Consider the following 20,020-nt stretch of genomic DNA (forward strand, 5'->3'; position numbering starts at 1 on the left):
CGCCATCGCGTGCGAAGTTGCGGTTAAAGGCAATGTTATGGTTGGTGTTTGTTAATAATCCCCCCGCGAATAAGGGGTGAATTGACATTGCCATTATCATGGCCGAGCCGGCTTTTTTTAATGAGCGCATATTAAACAGTTGTTAATATCTTGGTTACAAAGTTAGTGAAATTGTTCGAATTATCACTATTTCTATTCCACTTTTAACCAATGTTAATGTTATTACTACGTTTATCTTTACCTTAAGTTATTATATATTGCACAATTTCAACGATTTGCACATTCTTTGCACATATCACTTACATTTTGTTTTATTGCTAGTCTAATATTATATTGCAAAGATTATGCCTGTTTGAGTGTTGGATACGACACGCGTGTGTGGTAAATACTCTTCAATCTTTCTAGCATAACGGCCTTTGCCACAGCTATATCCCTGAACGTAATGGGGCATTCTTTAAAGTGCCCTTCTTCAAGTTGCGTATCCACAAGCCTATCTATCAATGCCTTAATACTCTCTTCCGTGTACTCGGGTAGCGAGCGCGAGGCTGCCTCTACCGTGTCGGCCATCATCAAAATGGCCTGTTCGCGTGTAAAGGGATCGGGACCTGGGTAAGAGAAGTCGCGCACATCAACTTCCTCATCGGGATGTTCGTTCTTATAGTTGATGTAGAAATACTTGGCCATACCACAGCCATGATGGGTGAGAATAAACTCTCTTACAAAGCCTGGAAGATTGGCTTTTTCGGCCATTTTCACGCCTTCGGTTACATGACTAATGATGATGCGAGCACTTTCTTTATAAGGTAATCCCTTGTGGGGGTTCACGCCCACTTGGTTTTCGGTGAAAAACACGGGGTTATTCATCTTTCCTATGTCGTGATAGAGTGCTCCTGTACGCACCAGCAAGCTATCTGCTCCGATGCGGTTGGCTATCTCGGCTGCCAAATTTCCTACAGTAATAGAATGTTGGAATGTGCCTGGTGCCACCTCGCTCATCTTTCTTAATAGTCCCTTATTGGTGTTAGAAAGTTCGAAAAGTGTAACGTTGGATGTAAAGCCAAACGTTCGCTCGATAACAAACATCAAGGGATAGGCCAGCAAAAGCAGCACGCCATTGGCCACAAAGTGGCTATACATGCTCACTTCAAAATTGGCCACATCACCCGTTTGCATCAACTGCAGCGTGAAGAAGGTAACAAAGTTGCCCACGGTTACAAACAAGGCACACTTAAACAATTGTGCTCTACCCGAGAGATCGCTCAAGGAATAGATGGCCACCAGTCCACTTATCAACTGCAAGAGTATAAATTCGAACTGATATTTCACGGCTACGGCACAGATGAGCACCGCCACGAGATGCGCGATAAAGGCCGTGCGCGAATCCATAAACACACGAATAAACATGGGGCCGATGGCAAAGGGGATGATGTACACGCTCAGTAAGCTGTGCTCCATAAACAGAGACACTATCACTGGATAAATGGTTATCATCACATAGAGCATCACCACCGAGCGCACTTTGCCTAGATATCGTGGTCTAAACAGCACAATGAAGCACGTGAAGAGGCAAAGCAATAGCAGCACATAAATAAACTGTCCGATAACGGTGTTTTTAATCTCGGCCTTTGACTCATTGCGACGTTCCAATTCGCGGTCGAGCGAAGTCAATACGCGGTAAGAATAGTCGTTAACAATCTCTCCGCGGTCGATGATTTTCTGACCTGAAAGCACCATACCGCTAGCCAATGGCACCGAACTAAGCAGGTCGTTCAATTCGGTTGTGCTTCGTTCCTTGTCGTAGGTAATATTGGGTTGCACATAACTCACAATATCGGCCTGTTGCAAAGCCTGCTTATAATCACTCAAAACTTGGTCGTCGAGTAACTGCTCGTAGGCTCGCATCGTGCTATAAATGCAGCCTATTTGCATGCTCTGCGCCCTTTTACCAATGATAACACGCACCATATTGTTCGAATCTTTGGCAATGGTGTTATATTGTGCCGTGTTAATAATACCCGACTGATAAAGGCGATGCAGCCTATCATAGAGTGTGTGCATCTGTGCAGCTGGCACTCCAGGAATGCCATTAGGGAAGTCGGCATGCAATTTAGCCATCTGCTTCTTCTCCATTGACTTATCATAGTTGTAATAGGGTTGGAAGAGGGAGAGCAAAGAGTCTTTCTCTTCCCTAATCACTTCATCGCTTTTGTACACGGGGAAGTCGAACTTAGCGATAAGCGACCCATACATCCAAGGTTTTCCCACATCGTATCGCAATTGCGGTTTATTGTTTCGTGGCAAAAACCACATAATAACAAGTAGCGACACCAGCACGAAACCACCTAATGACAACACACTTTTGAGGTTGCGCCCTTTAGTTATAATGGAATCATTCATTATTATATCTACATTGAGGTGCTAGGAAAGACAGCGCCTCAGTCTCTTGTTTTGACTGCAGACAAGATGTCCTTACACGAGCAAGCTTTTTTCTAACAGTTTCTACATACGTAATTTTGCGTTCTTCAAGGCATCTTGCCATCTTATCACAGAGAGCGTTCAACAGACGCCTTAACGCCTTAATTATTAGTTGCGTTCACCTTTAGCAGCTTATCTCCTTGCTAACTCTCCTTAGTTAACTATTCATTTCTATTTGGCGAAAATACAAAAAAAACATCAAATACAGAAAGAAAATCGGAACTTTCACACACTTCAATCATTAATTTGTTTGTTTATTATACAAAGTATGCAATATAGCATGTTTTTGAGACGTTCTTATAGGTATAGTTTCAAATTAACGGTGCTAATAGTTAAATTCTTTGAAACCGTTATCAATTATTCAAGAAAACGCTGTATCTTTGTCTTTGCAAATCAATTTAATATTAAGCAAAAATATGGAACAACAAGATTTAGAAAGACTTATAAGAGAAAAAGAGGGGATTGCCTCGGCAGCGTTCCCTGCTTTGATGCGTAAGGTTTACGTATGGATGACGTTGGCACTGATTATCACAGGCGTTACGGCATACGGCGTGGCTCACTCTGAAGTGCTCATGCAAAAGGTTTTGGAAAGCAGAGGTATTTTCTGGGGTTTTCTCCTGGCCGAGTTAGGTCTGGTTTGGATTATCAGCCGCTTTATTGGTAGGCTTTCGCTTACCACCGCAACCCTGCTTTTCATCGTTTATTCGGCTCTTAATGGTGCCACACTTTCGGTGATTTTCATGGTTTATTCGCCTGCTGTTATCACTAAAGTGTTCTTCATCACCGCTGGAACATTTGGCGCAATGGCTGCTTTTGGCTACTTCACCAAGACCGACCTAACTTCGCTGGGCAAGTTGCTTATCATGGCTTTGGTGGGTATCATCATTGCTTCGCTGGTTAACTTGTTTCTTATTAAGAGTAGCACGTTCGACCTCATTGTGAGCTACATCGGCGTTTTGGTGTTCGTGGGACTAACTGCTTACGACTCGCAGAAGATTAAGAACTTGCTGCTTGAGGCCGACGATGTTAACGAAGAGTCGCAAAAGATTGCGCTCATTGGCTCGCTTGCGCTATATCTCGACTTTATCAACCTCTTCCTTTACTTGCTTAAAATCTTTGGAAGAGAAAAATAAGCGTCTCTACACCGTAACGAGAAGCCTTGGTTTGGGGTGCTCAATAGCACTGAACCTAAAATATTAACAATGGGCCTCACCGCCAAACTCTTTGCTTGATTGCGCGTTAGCAACTTGCCTTGCTGTTCTTTCATGAACATTTCGCAACAATTTGCTCTCGCTGCACTTCTTTAAAGGGTTGGCGGTGAGTTTTTTTTTGCCCCATAGTTTGAGTTATAAACAAGAGAATTAGGGGCCTGCAACTATTGGTACACAAAAACATTGCACACAATGCACCCACACATTACTATATATAGGCGTTTGTTTTGACCCTTAGCAAACTATGAATGCATGCCGTTCAACACTTCATCAGCTCAAAGGTGATACAAGATATCACGATGCCTATTGTAAAGTTTTCACACTTAGTTTTAACTCAAAAAGAGCCCTCGCTAAAAAAATCCTAGCCGTTGGCTATAAATTCTTGCGTATTTCTGAAGTTTGTAACACGCTGATTTGGTGATAATTAGACTAAATAACACAGCTAAAAGACATTGTTTTCGTATGTTTATGAATTTTGGCCACAACTAAGTGCAATTTTATTCACTACCAATCGCGAAGTGCCTTTATCCTTATTTCTTCGTCATTTTTAGGTGCTTTTTCCCTGTTTTTTCCAGAAAATGAGGTAATATGCACCAAAACGTGTTGCGTTTTGCAGCAAAACGCAGTGCTATCTGCACCAAAACGTAAGGTAAAGTGGTGCTAAACGCAAGGTAAAGTGCTGCAAAACGCAGGGTAAAATGCTACTTTTTACAAGATGAAATACTGCCTGTAATGGGGAAATTTATACACAAGGGGTATGAATTTGATGATTTTGGCGGTCGGATTTTGGACGTAGTTTTCTGGAATTAGAAAGGCAAAACCATAGTAAATAGCAAAAATGAAGGGAGAATCGACTTAAAGTGCTTTAGAAAATTCATCGTTTTAGGGCTTTTTATCTAGTGTTTTGCGGGTTTGTTGGCCTAGAATAGTTGGCAAGGAAAGTGTCGTTTGTAAAATATTTTTATCGCATCAACGCAAATCCTTATCGCAAATATTGTGTTTATATAAATATGGAGTAAGTGCTGTACAGATATTCTTGCAGCACAAAATAAGGCTTATTGGCACATCGTTAGCTCGTAACGTGGGCGCAATAAGCCTTAGTGTATTGTGTTTTATGGCAAAAAACAGTAGCACATGCCATTATAAATCCTGTTATTGACCATGTTTCACTACCAATTCTCTTAAATAATGCAGGGCAATTAAATCTCTTCTAATACTCTATGGGTTGCTCCAGCCCTACTCTTTACATATTGGGCCGACTTTTCTCCAGCATCTTGCACGCGCCACGGGGCATCAATCCACTCGCGCATCAGTGCTTGAAAATGCTCTTTACTTTCTATTTCAAATCCGCCTCCTGCTGTCAACAGCTCTTGCGCTTCTTGAAAGCGCTGGTTGTTAGGACCGAAAACAACGGGTACACCCCATACCGCGGCTTCCAAAACGTTGTGGATACCCACGCCAAAACCTCCCCCTACGTAGGTTACATCGGCATAATGATAAACACTGGAAAGAAGCCCGTAACAGTCCATAAGTAAGCAATCGGCCTCGGCCACCGTCTCTATTGTGGCCTTAGAATAACGCACGCAAGGCCCTTTCACCCGCTGTTCTATCTGCTGCAGATGTTCTTCGCTCACCACATGTGGGGCAATAACCATCTTCCAATCAGACTGTTGATTGAAGAAAGGCACAAAAACATCCTCGTCGGGACTCCAACTACTACCAGCAACAAAGAGGTGTTTGCTCTGCACAAAGTTTTCTACCAAAGGCAGATGTTTGCATGTTTGCTGTATTTGTAGCACGCGGTCGAAGCGTGTATCGCCCGTAACCGACACATTGGTGAAACCTATTGAGGCAAGCAAGTCGCGACTTTGCTCGTTCTGAACAAAGAAGCGCGTGAAGCAAGCCAGTACCTTTGCATAGCTTTTGCCATACCAACGGAAAAATATTTGCTCGCGACGGAAGATGCTACTAACGCTATATGTGGGCACACCCCGATGCTTAAGGATGTGAAGGTAATTATACCAAAACTCGTACTTGATGAAAAAGGCCATCACGGGGTGCACCAACCGCAAGAAACGATGGGCGTTAATGGGGGTGTCGAGTGGCAAATAACAAACAATGTCGGCACCCTCATAGTTTTTTCTTACCTCGTAACCCGAGGGCGAAAAGAACGTGAGTAGTATTTTATATTGTGGATGAGTGCGGCGCATTTCTTCAATAAGCGGTCGGCCTTGCTCGAATTCGCCGAGCGAAGCAGCATGAAACCAAACATATTGAGCGCCCTCTTCAACGTTGTTGCGCAACACGTCGAAGGCTTCGCGTTCGCCTCGCCACATCTTTCTAACCTTCGAACTGAAGATGCTAGCGATGGCAACGCCCAAGAGATAGAGATATATAATGATGTTATACACGGGGTGTGGGGTTTTGATTGATGGGTGAAGTTAGGTCGTGTTGCTGGGTTTGCACCTATTAAAGACCAGCATTGACAAAGGTAATGCAGCATTGGGCAACCTGCCCAGCAACAAGACTTAAAGCCAAAGGAGTGTGGCGCAATGCCAGCCTACCCTACTTTAGCACCTCAATCGCCCTACGCAATCGCGCCAACGTTTCCTCTTTGCCAAGGAAAGCGCTGATATCGAACATGCCAGGCCCTTTGCCTTCGCCCACCAAAGCCAAGCGGAAGGCATTCATTACATCGCCCAACTTATAACCTTTGCTTTCTACCCAGGCAAACACCTCGCGTTCTTGGTTTTCGATAGAGAAATCGGTTAGTGATTCAAGCACTTCAGCCAATTCGCCCATTACTTGAGCCGAGTTTTCTTTCCAGCGTTTTTTCACTGTCTTTTCATCGTACTCTAGCGGTGCGTTGAAGAAGAACGAGCACAGTGGCCACAGTTCTTTCACAAAGTTAACGCGGTCTTTCATCATGCTCACCACCTGCACAATGCGCTCCATTGGCTCGTCAATACCATTGTTAGCCACCATTGGGGCAAAGAGTTGTGCGATCTCTTCGTTGCTCTTTTGAAGGATGTATTCGTGGTTAAACCAAATACCTTTCTGGTAATCGTACTTAGCTCCGGCCTTAGAACAGCGACTAATATCGAAGGCTTCAACCAGCTGTGGCAGGGTGAAAAGTTCTTGTTCGGTGCCAGGATTCCATCCCAACAGAGCCAAGAAGTTGATAACGGCCTCGGGGAAATAGCCACTTTCGCGATAGCCCGACGACACTTCACCAGTTTTGGGGTCGTGCCATTCGAGTGGGAACACTGGGAAACCCAATCGGTCTCCGTCGCGTTTAGACAGTTTGCCTTTGCCTTCTGGTTTAAGCAACAGGGGCAGATGCGCAAAGCGTGGCATGGTGTCGGCCCAGCCAAAAGCCTTATATAGCAGCACATGAAGGGGCGCACTGGGCAACCATTCTTCACCACGGATAACGTGCGTTATCTCCATTAGGTGGTCGTCTACGATGTTGGCCAAGTGGTAAGTGGGCAGTCCATCGGCGCTTTTATACAACACTTTATCGTCGAGGATGTCGCTTTTAATCATCACATCGCCACGAATAAGGTCGTTGATATGCACCTCTTCACCGGGCATAACCTTAAAACGCACCACGTATTGCGTGCCATCGTCGATGAGTGATGCCACCTCTTCGGCAGTCATCGTCAGCGAATTGCGCATGGTATTGCGCGTATGGGCATCGTATTGAAAGTTTTCTGTTTCAGCTCTTTTGGCCTCTAGTTCTTGCGGAGTGTCGAAAGCGATGTAGGCTTTGCCATCGTTTAGCAGCTGATCTACGTAGGTTTTATAAATTTCTTTGCGCTCGCTTTGACGGTAAGGACCGTATTTTCCGCCGAAGGAAACGCCCTCGTCGAATTTTATTCCCAACCATCTAAACGACTCGATGATATATTCTTCGGCACCTGGTACAAAGCGCTGCGAGTCGGTATCTTCAATGCGGAACACCAAATCTCCTCCTTGTTGTTTGGCAAACAGGTAGTTATAGAGTGCTGTTCGCACTCCACCGATGTGCAATGCCCCTGTGGGACTGGGTGCAAAGCGCACCCTCACTTTTCTTTCAGACATATAATATGCAATAGGTATATTCCCCTTTCCGGTGGCCACCGCGAGTTTACGGTTTGCTTTGGTAAAGCAGGAGACTGTTATTTACATGTTGTTTGAACCGTTGTTTGTTGCTTGCGTTTTTTACGCAGGCCAAACACACGGCCACTAATCTTTGCAAAATTAGTACTTTTATGTTTAACTAGCAAACTCTTTTACATAAAACGGCGACAAGAAAGGAGTAAGTTGTGGGCTTAGCTGCTAAATATCATGTTTGGGAATAGTGGTTTGATGTTGCCAAAGAGTTTAAACAGCGAGGTTCGCACTTGGGTTTAGCACAAAAAAACATCCCCCAAACGCCTGTAAAAAGGCGCTGGGGGATGCTGTTGTTTTGGACGTAGGCCCTAACTTACTTCAAGTTGGGGTTGATTTCGTGCCATTTTTCTACTGGAGGAAGCACGCCAAGGGCGATAACTTCTTCGCGCATCTTAACCAAGTGCTCGTAGCTCTTTTGCAAAGCTTCCATTTCTTCGGGCGTACCGATTACTTCTTCGTAAGCACATCCTTTCTCGGTGATGCTCACTTCCATTGCCATCATGATATGATCGATGCCAGCGAACGATACATAACGACCTGCGGGCCATGCAAATTCTTCACCACCCATAGCGGCTTCAATCATCTTAACCGATACGTAAGAGGGGCTTTGGAACGAGCTGCGACCACGAAGCTTGATGATGTTAGAACCACCTTGAACGGTCTTTTGCTTGATTTCGGCCCACTTTTCGGCGCTGAGTTTGGGTGTACCGATAAGGTCGAGCAGCGGTGTGCCTTGAACTTTAGCGGTAGAAGCGAATACAGCCATTGACTCTCCGTGGCCACCATAGGTGCGGCAACCAGTAACTTCGCTCTGTGCTACGCCGAAATGCTTAGCCAATTCGCTTTGAAGACGGATTGAGTCGAGTGCTGCGAGGGTTGAAACTTGTGAGGGTTTTAGACCCGACCAGATGAGTGTAACCAAGCCCGTGATGTCTGCGGGGTTGAAGATAATCACCACATGCTTCACGTTGGGGCAATAAGCCTTGATGTCTTTACCTAGTTGTTCGGCCACACCAGCATTGCCTTTGAGCAGGTCTTCGCGTGTCATACCTTCTTTACGAGGTGCGCCACCCGACGAGATGATGTACTTGGCATCCTTGAAAGCTTCCTTAACGTCGGTGGTATAGGTGAAATTAACACCCTCGAAACCACAGTGGCGCATTTCTTCTGTTACGCCAGCCAGTCCGGGTTCGTACACATCGTACAAGCAAATGTTAGGAGTTAGGCCAAGCATGGCTGCTGTTTGAGCCATGTTCGAACCAATCATGCCGGCTGCACCGACAATAACTAGTTTCTCATCTGTTAGAAATTCCATAATTAATATTGTTTTTTTGATTAAAGTAACTTCGTTGTATTGTTAGGGCAAAGGTAGCAAAAATTCTGATAAGCCACGCACTTTACATGCGCTTTAATTTGTTATAATTTTTAAACAAACATGCTTTTTGATACTTATAGTTTACAAAACTGGTGACAAAGGCCATGTTTTTCATTTTTATTTCATAACTTAGCCCCACGCAACAACAGGTTGACACGTTGCCCGCTGCTTGCTTATCGCATAAAACAACTTGCTAAGGGCAACCTTTAAACACAAATATGTTATCGAAACTTAAAACACTTGATATGAAAACAATCGAACAACGACTCGAAGGTTTGCGCCAATTGATGCTTAGAGAGCACTTGGCGGCTTTCATCTTTCCCAGTACCGACCCTCATTCGGGCGAATATGTGCCCGAACATTGGAAGGGTAGACAATGGATTTCGGGCTTTAATGGTTCGGCTGGTACGGCTGTGGTGACGCTTGAAGATGCTGCAGTGTGGACCGACTCGCGCTATTTCATCGCGGCCGAAGAACAATTGCACGGCACTGAATTTAAATTAATGAAAGACGGAATGCCAGGTACACCCTCGATTGCAGAGTGGTTGGCCGACAAACTGAAGCATACCAACAACACCGAAGTGGCACTCGACGGCATGGTTAACACGCTTAACGAGGTGAATGCGTTGAAAGAGGAGTTGAGAAAACTGGGCGGTTTGACGCTTAGAACAAATCTAGACCCTTTAAAAACAATATGGACCGACCGGCCCGAAATTCCTACTAACAAGGTGGAATTGCAGCCTTTGGAACTGGCTGGCGAAGAAACAAGGCATAAAATTAAACGCATTCGCATGGCACTTAGAGCCGTGCACGCTGATGGAACATTGGTGAGCACACTCGACGATGTGGCTTGGACGCTTAATCTTCGTGGCTCGGACGTGGAATGTAACCCCGTGTTTGTGGCTTATTTGCTTATCGAACAGCAACGCACCACCTTATATATTAATAAGGAGAAGCTAACAAACGAGGTGTACAACTATCTGCTTTCGCAGCAAATTGACGTGGAAGATTATGCTGATGTAACGAAGGGACTGGCTAATTATGCCGAATATAACATCTTGTTAGACCCAAACACCACCAACTACACGTTGGCTAAAATGGTGAAATGCCAAGAGATTGTGACAATGCCTTCGCCTGTTCCTGCATTGAAAGCGGTGAAGAACGAGGCCGAAATTCGCGGTTTTCGCAATGCTATGCTTAAAGATGGCATCGCAATGGTGAAGTTTTTGAAGTGGTTGAAACCCGCCGTGGAGGCAGGAAATGAAACGGAAATATCGCTGGATGATAAACTAACATCGCTTAGAGCCGAACAACCACTGTTCAAAGGAAAGTCGTTTGAGACCATCGTTGGCTATGAAGCACACGGTGCCATCGTGCATTACGAGGCCACAACCGAAACAAACATCCCCGTAAAGCCACACGGACTGGTGCTTATTGATAGTGGCGGACAATATCAAGACGGCACAACCGACATCACGCGAACTATCGCTTTGGGCGATACAACGACCGAACAACGCACCGCTTACACGCTGGTATTGAAGGGTTTTATCAATTTTGCCATGCTTAAGTTCCCCGACGGCGCCACTGGCACGCAGCTCGATGCCACGGCTAGGCTTCCTCTTTGGCGCGAAGGTATGAACTATTTGCACGGCACTGGCCACGGCGTGGGGGCTTATCTCAACGTACACGAAGGGCCTCATCAGGTTCGTATGCAATGGCGACCCGCTCCTTTCCATGCTGGAATGACGGTTACCGACGAACCTGGTCTTTATGTTGAGGGCTTATTTGGCATCCGAATTGAGAACACTTTGCTCACCACGCCCTATCGTTCTACGCCCTTTGGAGAGTTCTTACAGTTCTCTTCGCTCACGCTTTGCCCCATCGACACTGCTCCTATTGAACTGTCAATGCTTACACTCGACGAGCTTTCGTGGCTTAACGACTATCATCGCACGGTGTACAACACGCTTGCGCCACATCTCGACAGCGAGCATACGGAGTGGCTAAAGGATGCTACAAAACCGTTAGAAGTGGCTAAATAACTGGCGTATTGGTATAACACCCATGGTTTGGAAGAGAAATAACAAGCCTATTTCTGCATAAAAACTCACCATTGGTGCTTCAAAGCCTAAATCATAAAGGGCTGGAAAAACTAGAATGTTCTAGTTTTTCCAGCCCTTTTTGTCGTAAGCTTAGTCTGATTTGCCTGATGTTTCTACCTATTTTATCAGATGTTTCAACCTATTTTATCAGAAGTATCAGCCTATGTTATCTTAATACCACTTCTTTATTTCAATATAATGCTGTGCGAACTCTTCGGCTTGACCGGGCTTTGTTTGTTTAACAAGCTTGGCAGGTACGCCAGCCCACAACTCATTAGGTCCAATCTTGGTGCCTTGTAGCACCACAGCGCCAGCAGCAACGATAGCACCTTCGCCCACTTCGGCCTTATCTAGCACCGTTGCACCCATGCCAATAAGACATCCACGTCGAAGAGTGCAACCATGAACAGTGGCGTTATGCCCCACCGACACATCGTCTTCTATCTCTACAGGCGTACCATGCGACTGGTGAACGCATGCTCCGTCTTGGATGTTTACCCGATTACCGATGCGTATACCATCGACATCTGCACGAAGAACTGCACAGAACCACACCGAGCAATCGTCGCCTAAAGTGACGTCGCCCACGATAGTGGCGTTCTCAGAAAAATAACAATTGCGGCCCCATTGTGGGCCTTTACCGTTTACTGGCTTTGTAAGCATGATGTTATGTTTGTTTATTGGCGTGTGAATTTGTTTACTTGCACTTGCGCTTGCCACTTATTTAGCGCACAAAGCTATATATTAATTAGGTAACAAGCAAGCGAGCTGACAATTGAAACTGGTGTTTTCTCACCGCTTTAACCATCAACTCGCTCGTTTGCTCCATGGTGTTGCATCATCTTTCAATCGTCACTTCCTCACGATAGTCTTTCACTCGAAACACAAAACGCGTGTTGGCGGGTAACGACTTGAGCGGAATGCTGATGTAATAGCTTTGCGAATAATATTGCGGCACGCCGTTCTGACTGTGAACAAGGTGCATATATAAGATGTGTTGACCGCTTGGCGTACGCACCAACGAGTCGCGAACAACACCTATTCTCTGCTTCTTATCCTGCCCATCGCTATGCCCCACCTTCAGTGCGAAGCCGATATTGAAGTACTTTCTGTTTTTACTAACCCACGCACTTTCGAAGGATACGGGGTCAGTTTCCAACTTCGAGTTGGTTGAAAGCTGCACAACAGGCAGCGCAACAATACTTCGTGGGTTGACGTTTTTCCCGTTTTGGTCGTAATAATACAACACGCGATAAACGCTATCTGCAACAGCTAGCGACTTATTTACGATGTTATCAGCAATCCGAAGCGTGTCTCCCTCGTCGGTAACAACGTAGGCCAGCGTGCCTTTAGCTGTGGTATGCACCTCGCCAAAACGTGCTTGGAGATACGAATTTGCACCATCGCCCGTGCTATAATGGTTGTCTTCGCAAGCCTGCAAGCCTGCAACAACCATCATAACCACCACGCATTGCACGCCTAGCCACAAGCGTTTGGATATTGATTTGCCGTTGTTTGCTATCATTGGGCGTTGAGTTGGTTAATCAAGGGGTTGGCATACATCTCGAGTAGACGCGTTCGTAAGAAGTCTTCGTCTTTGTTTTCGAGGTTAATTTTAGCCATCTGTCCCTCCAAATACTTTTCAAACCGCGCCTCATCATCGGCCGTGAAAGCGTTCTCTTCCGTTTTTTGTCCAGTAAGTAGGTATAAAGCCACGCGGTTTCCGGGATAGATGCGATAATGGCGATATATCTCTTTATCGATGTGTTGCGCCACAGCAGCAAACAAATCGCCCTTGGGCAGCGTGCGATCTAGCGTTGCCAAGAAGCTATCAATGCAAGGAGCGCAATGATAATGTACACCTCCTTTATAACCAACGATACCAGTTTGCATGCTCTGCACATCGTCTTGCGCACTCTTTTTAAAGTTGGGCACATCTCGTTTTTGCTGCATTTCTTTCGCTTTGAGATAGTCGCAGGGGTCGTATTCGTACGAGATAGAGAGAGGCACGATATGCAAATGCATTAATCGGTCAACAACATCGCCTTCTCCACCAATGGCCATCATCTTCAAAACGGCCTCTTGCGTGCGGTCGTTCGAGTCTTTTGCCCTACCTTCGCGTTGTGCTATCCACACATTTTCGTGCTTTTCGTTGATGGCGTAGTGCATATACTCCGAGAGAAGCTTGCTCGATGCCAACATTTGTCGAATGGGTAGGTTGCGTTCAACGATGAACGACTTGTTTACACGCACCAAATCCTTCACCCACGGCAGCGAGAGCAGATTGTCGCCAATGGCAATTTCGCAAGTTGTTTCGCATCCATTGTCGATAAGAAATTTAGCCAAGAAGGCCGAATCGAGCACAATATCGCGGTGATTACTGATAAAGGTGTAGCGCCGTTGCATGTCGATGGCTTGGCTATCCATGTCTGCGCCGCTACTGGCCTTTGCCAATAGACCAATCAAGAAGGGGTAAGCGAACGTCCGTTGCACTTCAAGACTGGTTTTACAAGCCCGCAGTTGCTGCGCAAATTGCGCAAAAGTGAACTGTGGGAAGATATGGGTTATCACGGCTTCGAACTGCTTATCGGCCAGTAGACGTTCGAAAGCAGCGGGCAACTCTTCGGCATCAAAGGGCCGAATAGACGCGAATTTTTCTTGATAGCTATTGGTTGGCATGTTTTAAAGACAATATTATCGGCAGCCCCATCGCTCTTTAGCCTATGCAAAAAGTACGAGTGGTTTGGCCTGCAGCTGTTAAGAGCACGCTAACAGCGCACACTTCGGCCTGCAAGCGAGGCTGTCTTGGTTATACGTTTGTGCGCATTGGCAACCCAGGAGATTAGAGTTGGTTCTCCACGATGTCGCTCAACACATCTTTCATTTCCAGTCCGGCGGCACGCACTTGTTGCGGAATAAAGCTCGTTGGCGTCATTCCAGGCGTGGTATTCACCTCAATGAGATTGATTTTATCTGTTCCGTCGGCTTCTTTCGTCAAAATATAGTCGATGCGAATAATACCATTACAACCCAAAAGGTCGTAGATATAAGCCGTATGTTCGGCCACTCTGCGAGCTGTTTCGTTGGCAATGCGAGCTGGAGTAATCTCTTCCACCTGTCCGTTATACTTCGCATCGTAGTCGAAAAATTCGTTATGGCTCACTACTTCTGTGGCTGGCAGCACCCTTGTTTCGCCTTTTACGCGATAGCAACCCACAGAAATTTCGGTACCATCGAGAAACGATTCAATCACAGCCGACTCGTCTTCCATGAGTGCTTTGCGCAATGCTGGTGCCAATTGGTCGATGTTTTTCACCTTCGACACACCAAAACTCGAGCCATCGGCAGCAGGTTTTACAAAGCAAGGCATGCCCAATTTCTCTTCCACTTCGTGTTCGTTGATAGAAAACTCTTCGCCTCGGCGCACCAAAATGCTGTTGGCCACGTTCACACCTAGTCCGCGAAGGTAGTTGTTAAGCACATACTTGTTAAAGGTTAGTGCCTCAACCAGCACGCCACTAGTGGAGTAAGGCATATCGATGAGTTCGAAATAGCCTTGCATAATACCGTTTTCGCCGGGCGTGCCATGGATGGTGATGTAGGCATAATCAAAAAACACCTGCTTGCCTTCGTGTTCGAAAGAGAAGTTGTTTTTGTCGATGTTGGCTTTTTCGCCATTACCCAGGTCCACTTTCCAGTTCATTCGCTCGATGTCTACGATGTAGACATTATACTTTTCCTTATCAAAAAACGAGTAGATGCCACGTGCCGAACGCAATGACACTTCGTGTTCTGACGAGTTACCACCGCATACGATGGCAATATTTCTCTTCAAATCTTTCATATCCTTATATATCTTTTCTTCTTTAACGTTAATTGGCGAGCATAATTTGCCTTCTACAATTATCTCGTTTTTCTAAATTTCCTAGCCCTTAATCGGCTCTTTAGAGACATCTTGGATAGCTCGAGCTTATGGCTGCTTTGGCTTTTAGTTTGCCAATCCCTTGATGTAGTTTCGCCATTTTTCGAGCAACAGTTCCATATCCTGAGGCATGGGCGAGGTGAAATCCATTTGCTTTCCTGTTGTGGGATGCACAAAACCCAGTGTTCGGGCGTGCAATGCCTGCCTAGGACAAATTTTAAGACAGTTTTGTATGAATGCCTTATAGGTAGACGAACGCTCACCGCGCAATATTTCGGTTCCGCCATAGCGTTCATCGCCAAACATGGGGTGGCCGATGTGCTTCATATGTGCTCGTATTTGGTGGGTTCTTCCCGTCTCTAGGATGCATTCCACAAAGGTAACATATCCAAAACGTTCTAACACACGATAATGAGTAACGGCCGATTTACCTATCTCGCTATCGGGAGCAAACACCGCCATACGGAGTCTGTCTCGTGGGTCGCGCCCAATATTGCCCTCTATTCGCCCCTCATCTTCGGTGAAATTGGCCCACACCAGGGCGTTATAGCTTCGGTGAGTGGTTTTGTTAAAGAACTGCAAGCCTAGATGTCGCTTAGCTTCGGGCGTCTTTGCCACAACCAGCAGTCCGCTTGTGTCTTTATCTATGCGATGCACCAGTCCCACTTCGGGGTCGTTGGCATCAAAAGATGGCATATTTCGCAGGTGCCATGCCACGGCATTGATAAGCGTACCATGAAAGTTGCCAGCCCCTGGATGCACCACCATGCCTGCCGGTTTGTTAATAACCATCAGCGCTTCGTCTTCGTACACCACGTCGAGTGGCAGGTTTTCGGCCTCAATGGTGGTGTCGTGGTGTGGCCTGTCGAGCATGAGGGTTATCACATCGCCTGGCCTAACCTTGTAATTGCTTTTCACTGCACTGTCGTTCACATGCACAAAGCCAGCATCGGCGGCCTTTTGTATGCGGTTTCTACTGCTGTGTTGCAACCTTTCGGCCATAAAGCGGTCGATGCGCACGGGCACTTGTCCCTTGTCTACCACAATTCGCAGATGCTCGTAGAGCTGTCCCGTGTCGTCATCCTGTTCTTCTATCTCGTCTATATAGTCGGTCATGCGTTGTTGCTGTTGTTCTTATGGCCCTTATTCATGGCCCAATGACTTACTAGTTTTCGTTGCGTTGTGGCAGTTCGGCAGGCGAAACCACGTCAAACTCATCCACTTCGTTCTCTCCTCCGGCTTCTTGCTGGTTGTTATAAATGGGTTCAACGTAATCGATGCTCGAATCGTCGGCCGAACGCGAACCGTTACCCACCTGCAACACCACCACTGCGCCCACGGGGATGCGCTCGCCGGCCGACACATGCCTACCATTTACGGTGGCACCATACACCCATTCGCGTTCGCCTACTATATATTGGGGTGGCCCCACCTTAAATCCCATAGCCGTGAGCTTGGCTATTGCCTCGCGCACCGAACTATTATCGATAATATCTGGAAGGGTGATGGTGGGCGTATTGCCCGAATTAACAATAACATAGATAACATGGCCCGACTTTACTTTGTCGCCAGGCTGGGGCGATTGCTCCAAAATACAATCGGCAGGAAGTGTGCGTACATAACCCGTATCGGTCACTTCGATGAGCAATCCTTCATTGGCAAGAATTTGTTTGGCATCGGCATACGACTTATGCCTTATATCGGGGATGAGAATAGCCTCGCCGTGGTGGGTGTAAATGTCGATACCGAACTTTGCTCCAACCACGAGTAAGACTAAAACAATGGCCATCGCCAAGAGGTTTAGCCAAATATATTTGCTTGTTAGTTTACCAAAAAAATCTGATGACTTCATTCTTTATTCTATACTTATTGGCAAAGGTAGTGCAAATAGCACAAAACACAAAGAAAAAGACATAAAAAAAGACGACTGCTACATCCTCATGCCACAGTCGCCCCACAAATTTAAGAGAGTTTTATTATCAACGAGAGTAATACTCGTTAATTATGAATAGATTGAAACAGGATACCAATTAGCTTGTCACAAGTGTATCGGCATACATACTTTCTACCTAAATCTTCGCTACAACGCATTGTAGCGCCTGGAAGAAAGATTGAAAAAATCTACTTTTAATGGGTGCAAAGTTAACTAAAAGAAATGAATTTTGCAAATATTTTAGGCATTTAACCTAATTTTTTTATTATTTATTATCGCTAAATATGCCGAAACTTCTCATTTTCAAGCACTTTATGATAGTACATTTTTATTAACATTTTGTAGTGAACACTTGTTAATGAGACTGCAAACGATTATCAAACTGCGCTTATTGACACTCAATTCGTGGATAAAACGACACGAAACCGCCACACAAGCCAGCAATTAGCAAGCATGTAAAGTTAAAAACGGCGTAAATATTGGTTTGTTTACAACCTAAAGATGCACGCAACCTGCAATTGCGCCAATATAGTACAACCCACAACAACCAACTATACCCACTCGCAGACGTTAAGTTTCTGTGGGCGAGGGTTGGCTGCCACCATCGTGTTTTCCACCTTCTATCATTCTTATTCTTTGCAGCCTAACACCGCCTAAAGGATTAGCATGAGGCAACGTTTGCGTGTTGCGCCCTCAATTACCGACAACTATTTTGCTCATATCGCTCTACAACAAGGCAACAAACAATCTGCGAACAACAAAACATTGTTCGCAACAGATGCTTAGCGCACAAGCGCACTCGCCTCTCGCCAATATACACAGAGACACATAGCAGTGATTGATTAGGGGAAAAACACTGGTTCTAAATGTTCGCAAATCTTACGTGCCACGCTTAGGCTAGATTTTCGGGACAAGTTGATGCACATTTGCGGCTGCGGTTGGCACAATGCGTGCTAAACAATATCGCAACACAGTACAAAACCCGGCAAGCCAATCACCGAGAAGCCCATCATCGCCCCCAAAAAACATTTAGAACCAGCACCAATTACATCTGCGAGATAACATTCTGCATGCGCTGCGTCATCTCGTCTTTGTCGTACGGCTCTTTAAAAGCGATAAAAATGGTGTCGTTACCAGATATTGTGCCCAATATTTGCTCAATACCACCATTATCAATGTTATACGCAATAGAGCTTGCATAACCGGGACGCGTCTTCATTACGCCCATGTTTCCCGAATATGCAATAGAAAGAAAACCCGAAACTTTCATCATTTCGCGAGCCGTTCTAGGACTGGGCACGCGTTTATACATTGTTTCGTTAGGTAGCACGTAGGTGTATTTACCGTTAATACTGGCGGCTTTTGCCACCTTTAGTTGCTTCAAGTCGCGACTCAGTGTGGCCTGAGTGATGTGAAACCCTTCAATGGCTAGTGCTTTCAGTAGGTCTTCTTGGCAGCCTATCTCCTGACTGGAGATTAGCAGCTTCAATGTTTCAAGTCGGCTGTTTTTCTCTTTCATGTCTGCATCTAATTCAAGTTAAGAAAAGTAGAACGTAAACTGGGGCGCAAATCTCTAACCCATGCGCTTTTTGTAACGCTTTACCCTATTTTGCAAAGTTATGTAATTAAACAACAACTTACAAGAAAAAACAGCATTTTGTTATAAAAGATTGGCAAAGATGAATAAAAATAGAATATATTTTACATACAAGGGGTTATCTACGCATTTATACTGTGTCTTAACACTTAAATAGGCGGTTTCCTTTGTTGTCGTTCTCTATGTTCTGCATTCATTTTTTTGTATTCTATTTTTGTGTAATTGCCACTCACTCATACCTCTACCCTTCTCGCTATCGCTGTTTCTCACGAGAGTGATTTATTCGGCTTTGTATGATAATTCACATACGCCTGATATGCAAAGCAGTATTCTTCTCTTTTTAATACGTGTACAGGCGCGCACGCGTTGTAGCGTTAAACGCAGCATACAACACCAAACCACCGTCTTAAAACCTTGGCGAAAGAGCAACAACACGCCACTTCTATGGTCTATGGTGCAGGGTTTAGCAACATGGAGCAAAGAAACAAATGTTAATTCGGTTATCTTTCTTTACAAAACATATCCTTATTCTACACCCCTTCTAGAGAAAAATAAGGGTAAAAACCTATGTTTGGCCAACTCGAAAGGCGATTTTTCTAACTTTGCTCAATCATTATATTGCCCTTTTTGGGCTATTTACCTATGTTTTGGGTTTCTATTTGGAGCGATTTCCTTATTTTTTGCGTTCGTCAACAACCAATTTTCGACGTAATTTGAGCAAAAAACCGAAAGTAAAATGCAGCAAATAACATCGCTAACTGCTAGAGATAACCTTGCGTTTTGCAGCATATTACCTTGCGTTTTGGTGCAGTTAGCAGTGCTAAAACCTGGTTTTTACACTAGCATTATGAAAGAATAATCATTGTTTTACAAACAACATGAAACAAAAGTAAAGTATATTATATCGTTTTAAACAAAAAACAAACAATTCTCTAACACACTCTTTCAAACCTCATCCAAACCTCATCTAAATAACATTAAAAACAGGCGAGCATCCCAAAAACTGGCAAAAACTGGCATATTAGCCCCTAAAACAATATAACACACTATAAATCAACGTCTTACAAACTCTCGAAATACGTCATGTTTTTCGATCGAGGGCCGACTTGATGCGCGCCGATGGGCGCTATAATGTTAAATTTTGATGCGTTTATTTTACAAAACACCAACAACTTCCCTTCACTTTAGCATCTCTTTACGCCAGTTCGGGATAAAAAAGTGCCCTAAAAAGTTGGTAATCTCGCTATTGT

Annotated in this window: 13 protein-coding genes; 2 read left to right on the forward strand and 11 right to left on the reverse strand. The window is 45.1% G+C overall.

Features of this window, described 5'->3' with window-relative positions:
• Positions 1 to 342: 342 nt before the first annotated feature.
• Positions 343 to 2,397, reverse strand: a complete 2,055-nt coding sequence (locus QME03_RS09890) for an HD family phosphohydrolase (RefSeq protein WP_281724267.1) — start codon at positions 2,395 to 2,397, stop codon at positions 343 to 345.
• Positions 2,398 to 2,891: 494 nt separating this feature from the next.
• Between QME03_RS09890 and QME03_RS09895 the strand changes: the two genes are divergently transcribed.
• Complete coding sequence (locus QME03_RS09895; protein WP_281724268.1) at positions 2,892 to 3,608, forward strand: Bax inhibitor-1/YccA family protein; 717 nt, start codon at positions 2,892 to 2,894, stop codon at positions 3,606 to 3,608.
• A 1,277-nt stretch (positions 3,609 to 4,885) separates the two neighbouring features.
• On the opposite strand, the gene QME03_RS09900 is transcribed toward QME03_RS09895, so the two are convergent.
• The 3 genes from QME03_RS09900 to QME03_RS09910 form a co-directional block, all read right to left on the reverse strand.
• Positions 4,886 to 6,097, reverse strand: coding sequence for a 3-deoxy-D-manno-octulosonic acid transferase (locus QME03_RS09900; protein ID WP_281724269.1), 1,212 nt, complete (start codon positions 6,095 to 6,097; stop codon positions 4,886 to 4,888).
• Positions 6,098 to 6,251: 154 nt separating this feature from the next.
• A complete protein-coding gene (gene gltX / locus QME03_RS09905; RefSeq protein WP_281724270.1) occupies positions 6,252 to 7,769 on the reverse strand; it encodes a glutamate--tRNA ligase in 1,518 nt (505 codons plus the stop codon).
• A 385-nt stretch (positions 7,770 to 8,154) separates the two neighbouring features.
• On the reverse strand, positions 8,155 to 9,156 hold the full coding sequence (locus tag QME03_RS09910) for a malate dehydrogenase (RefSeq protein ID WP_281724271.1): 1,002 nt from the start codon (positions 9,154 to 9,156) through the stop codon (positions 8,155 to 8,157).
• 305 nt (positions 9,157 to 9,461) lie between these two features.
• Between QME03_RS09910 and QME03_RS09915 the strand changes: the two genes are divergently transcribed.
• Positions 9,462 to 11,258, forward strand: a complete 1,797-nt coding sequence (locus QME03_RS09915; RefSeq protein ID WP_281724272.1) for an aminopeptidase P family protein — start codon at positions 9,462 to 9,464, stop codon at positions 11,256 to 11,258.
• Between the two features lie 231 nt (positions 11,259 to 11,489).
• On the opposite strand, the gene QME03_RS09920 is transcribed toward QME03_RS09915, so the two are convergent.
• The 7 genes from QME03_RS09920 to QME03_RS09950 all read right to left on the reverse strand — a co-directional run bounded on the left by QME03_RS09920 (position 11,490) and on the right by QME03_RS09950 (position 18,692).
• Positions 11,490 to 11,981, reverse strand: a complete 492-nt coding sequence (locus QME03_RS09920) for a gamma carbonic anhydrase family protein (protein WP_084614387.1) — start codon at positions 11,979 to 11,981, stop codon at positions 11,490 to 11,492.
• A 175-nt stretch (positions 11,982 to 12,156) separates the two neighbouring features.
• A complete protein-coding gene (locus tag QME03_RS09925) occupies positions 12,157 to 12,843 on the reverse strand; it encodes a NigD1/NigD2 family lipoprotein (RefSeq protein ID WP_281724273.1) in 687 nt (228 codons plus the stop codon).
• The gene (locus QME03_RS09930; RefSeq protein WP_281724274.1) at positions 12,840 to 13,997 is read right to left on the reverse strand and encodes a 1-acyl-sn-glycerol-3-phosphate acyltransferase; all 1,158 of its coding nucleotides are present in this window, start codon (positions 13,995 to 13,997) and stop codon (positions 12,840 to 12,842) included. Before QME03_RS09930 ends, QME03_RS09925 begins: the two co-directional genes overlap by 4 nt.
• A 163-nt stretch (positions 13,998 to 14,160) precedes the next feature.
• Positions 14,161 to 15,162 carry a D-alanine--D-alanine ligase gene (locus QME03_RS09935; RefSeq protein WP_273112556.1) on the reverse strand — a complete coding sequence of 334 codons (1,002 nt, stop codon included), beginning with the start codon at positions 15,160 to 15,162 and terminating at the stop codon, positions 14,161 to 14,163.
• 144 nt (positions 15,163 to 15,306) lie between these two features.
• Positions 15,307 to 16,356, reverse strand: coding sequence for an RluA family pseudouridine synthase (locus QME03_RS09940; RefSeq protein ID WP_281724275.1), 1,050 nt, complete (start codon positions 16,354 to 16,356; stop codon positions 15,307 to 15,309).
• A 49-nt stretch (positions 16,357 to 16,405) separates the two neighbouring features.
• Complete coding sequence (locus QME03_RS09945) at positions 16,406 to 17,092, reverse strand: PASTA domain-containing protein (RefSeq protein WP_025816326.1); 687 nt, start codon at positions 17,090 to 17,092, stop codon at positions 16,406 to 16,408.
• 1,126 nt (positions 17,093 to 18,218) lie between these two features.
• Positions 18,219 to 18,692, reverse strand: a complete 474-nt coding sequence (locus QME03_RS09950; protein WP_281724276.1) for an arginine repressor — start codon at positions 18,690 to 18,692, stop codon at positions 18,219 to 18,221.
• Positions 18,693 to 20,020 lie beyond the last annotated feature (1,328 nt).

Origin of the sequence: Hoylesella shahii (assembly GCF_937990675.1) — a bacterium.
Classification (GTDB): domain Bacteria; phylum Bacteroidota; class Bacteroidia; order Bacteroidales; family Bacteroidaceae; genus Prevotella; species Prevotella shahii.

Bases quoted from the DNA above. Each gene is read 5' to 3' on its own strand.
- QME03_RS09930 (WP_281724274.1), bottom strand. From the start codon at position 13,997: ATGCCAACCAATAGCTATCAAGAAAAATTCGCGTCTATTCGGCCCTTT.
- QME03_RS09925 (WP_281724273.1), bottom strand. From the start codon at position 12,843: ATGATAGCAAACAACGGCAAATCAATATCCAAACGCTTGTGGCTAGGC.
- QME03_RS09910 (WP_281724271.1), bottom strand. From the start codon at position 9,156: ATGGAATTTCTAACAGATGAGAAACTAGTTATTGTCGGTGCAGCCGGC.
- QME03_RS09895 (WP_281724268.1), top strand. From the start codon at position 2,892: ATGGAACAACAAGATTTAGAAAGACTTATAAGAGAAAAAGAGGGGATT.
- QME03_RS09940 (WP_281724275.1), bottom strand. From the start codon at position 16,356: ATGACCGACTATATAGACGAGATAGAAGAACAGGATGACGACACGGGA.
- gltX (WP_281724270.1), bottom strand. From the start codon at position 7,769: ATGTCTGAAAGAAAAGTGAGGGTGCGCTTTGCACCCAGTCCCACAGGG.
- QME03_RS09890 (WP_281724267.1), bottom strand. From the start codon at position 2,397: ATGAATGATTCCATTATAACTAAAGGGCGCAACCTCAAAAGTGTGTTG.
- QME03_RS09950 (WP_281724276.1), bottom strand. From the start codon at position 18,692: ATGAAAGAGAAAAACAGCCGACTTGAAACATTGAAGCTGCTAATCTCC.
- QME03_RS09920 (WP_084614387.1), bottom strand. From the start codon at position 11,981: ATGCTTACAAAGCCAGTAAACGGTAAAGGCCCACAATGGGGCCGCAAT.
- QME03_RS09935 (WP_273112556.1), bottom strand. From the start codon at position 15,162: ATGAAAGATTTGAAGAGAAATATTGCCATCGTATGCGGTGGTAACTCG.
- QME03_RS09945 (WP_025816326.1), bottom strand. From the start codon at position 17,092: ATGAAGTCATCAGATTTTTTTGGTAAACTAACAAGCAAATATATTTGG.
- QME03_RS09915 (WP_281724272.1), top strand. From the start codon at position 9,462: ATGAAAACAATCGAACAACGACTCGAAGGTTTGCGCCAATTGATGCTT.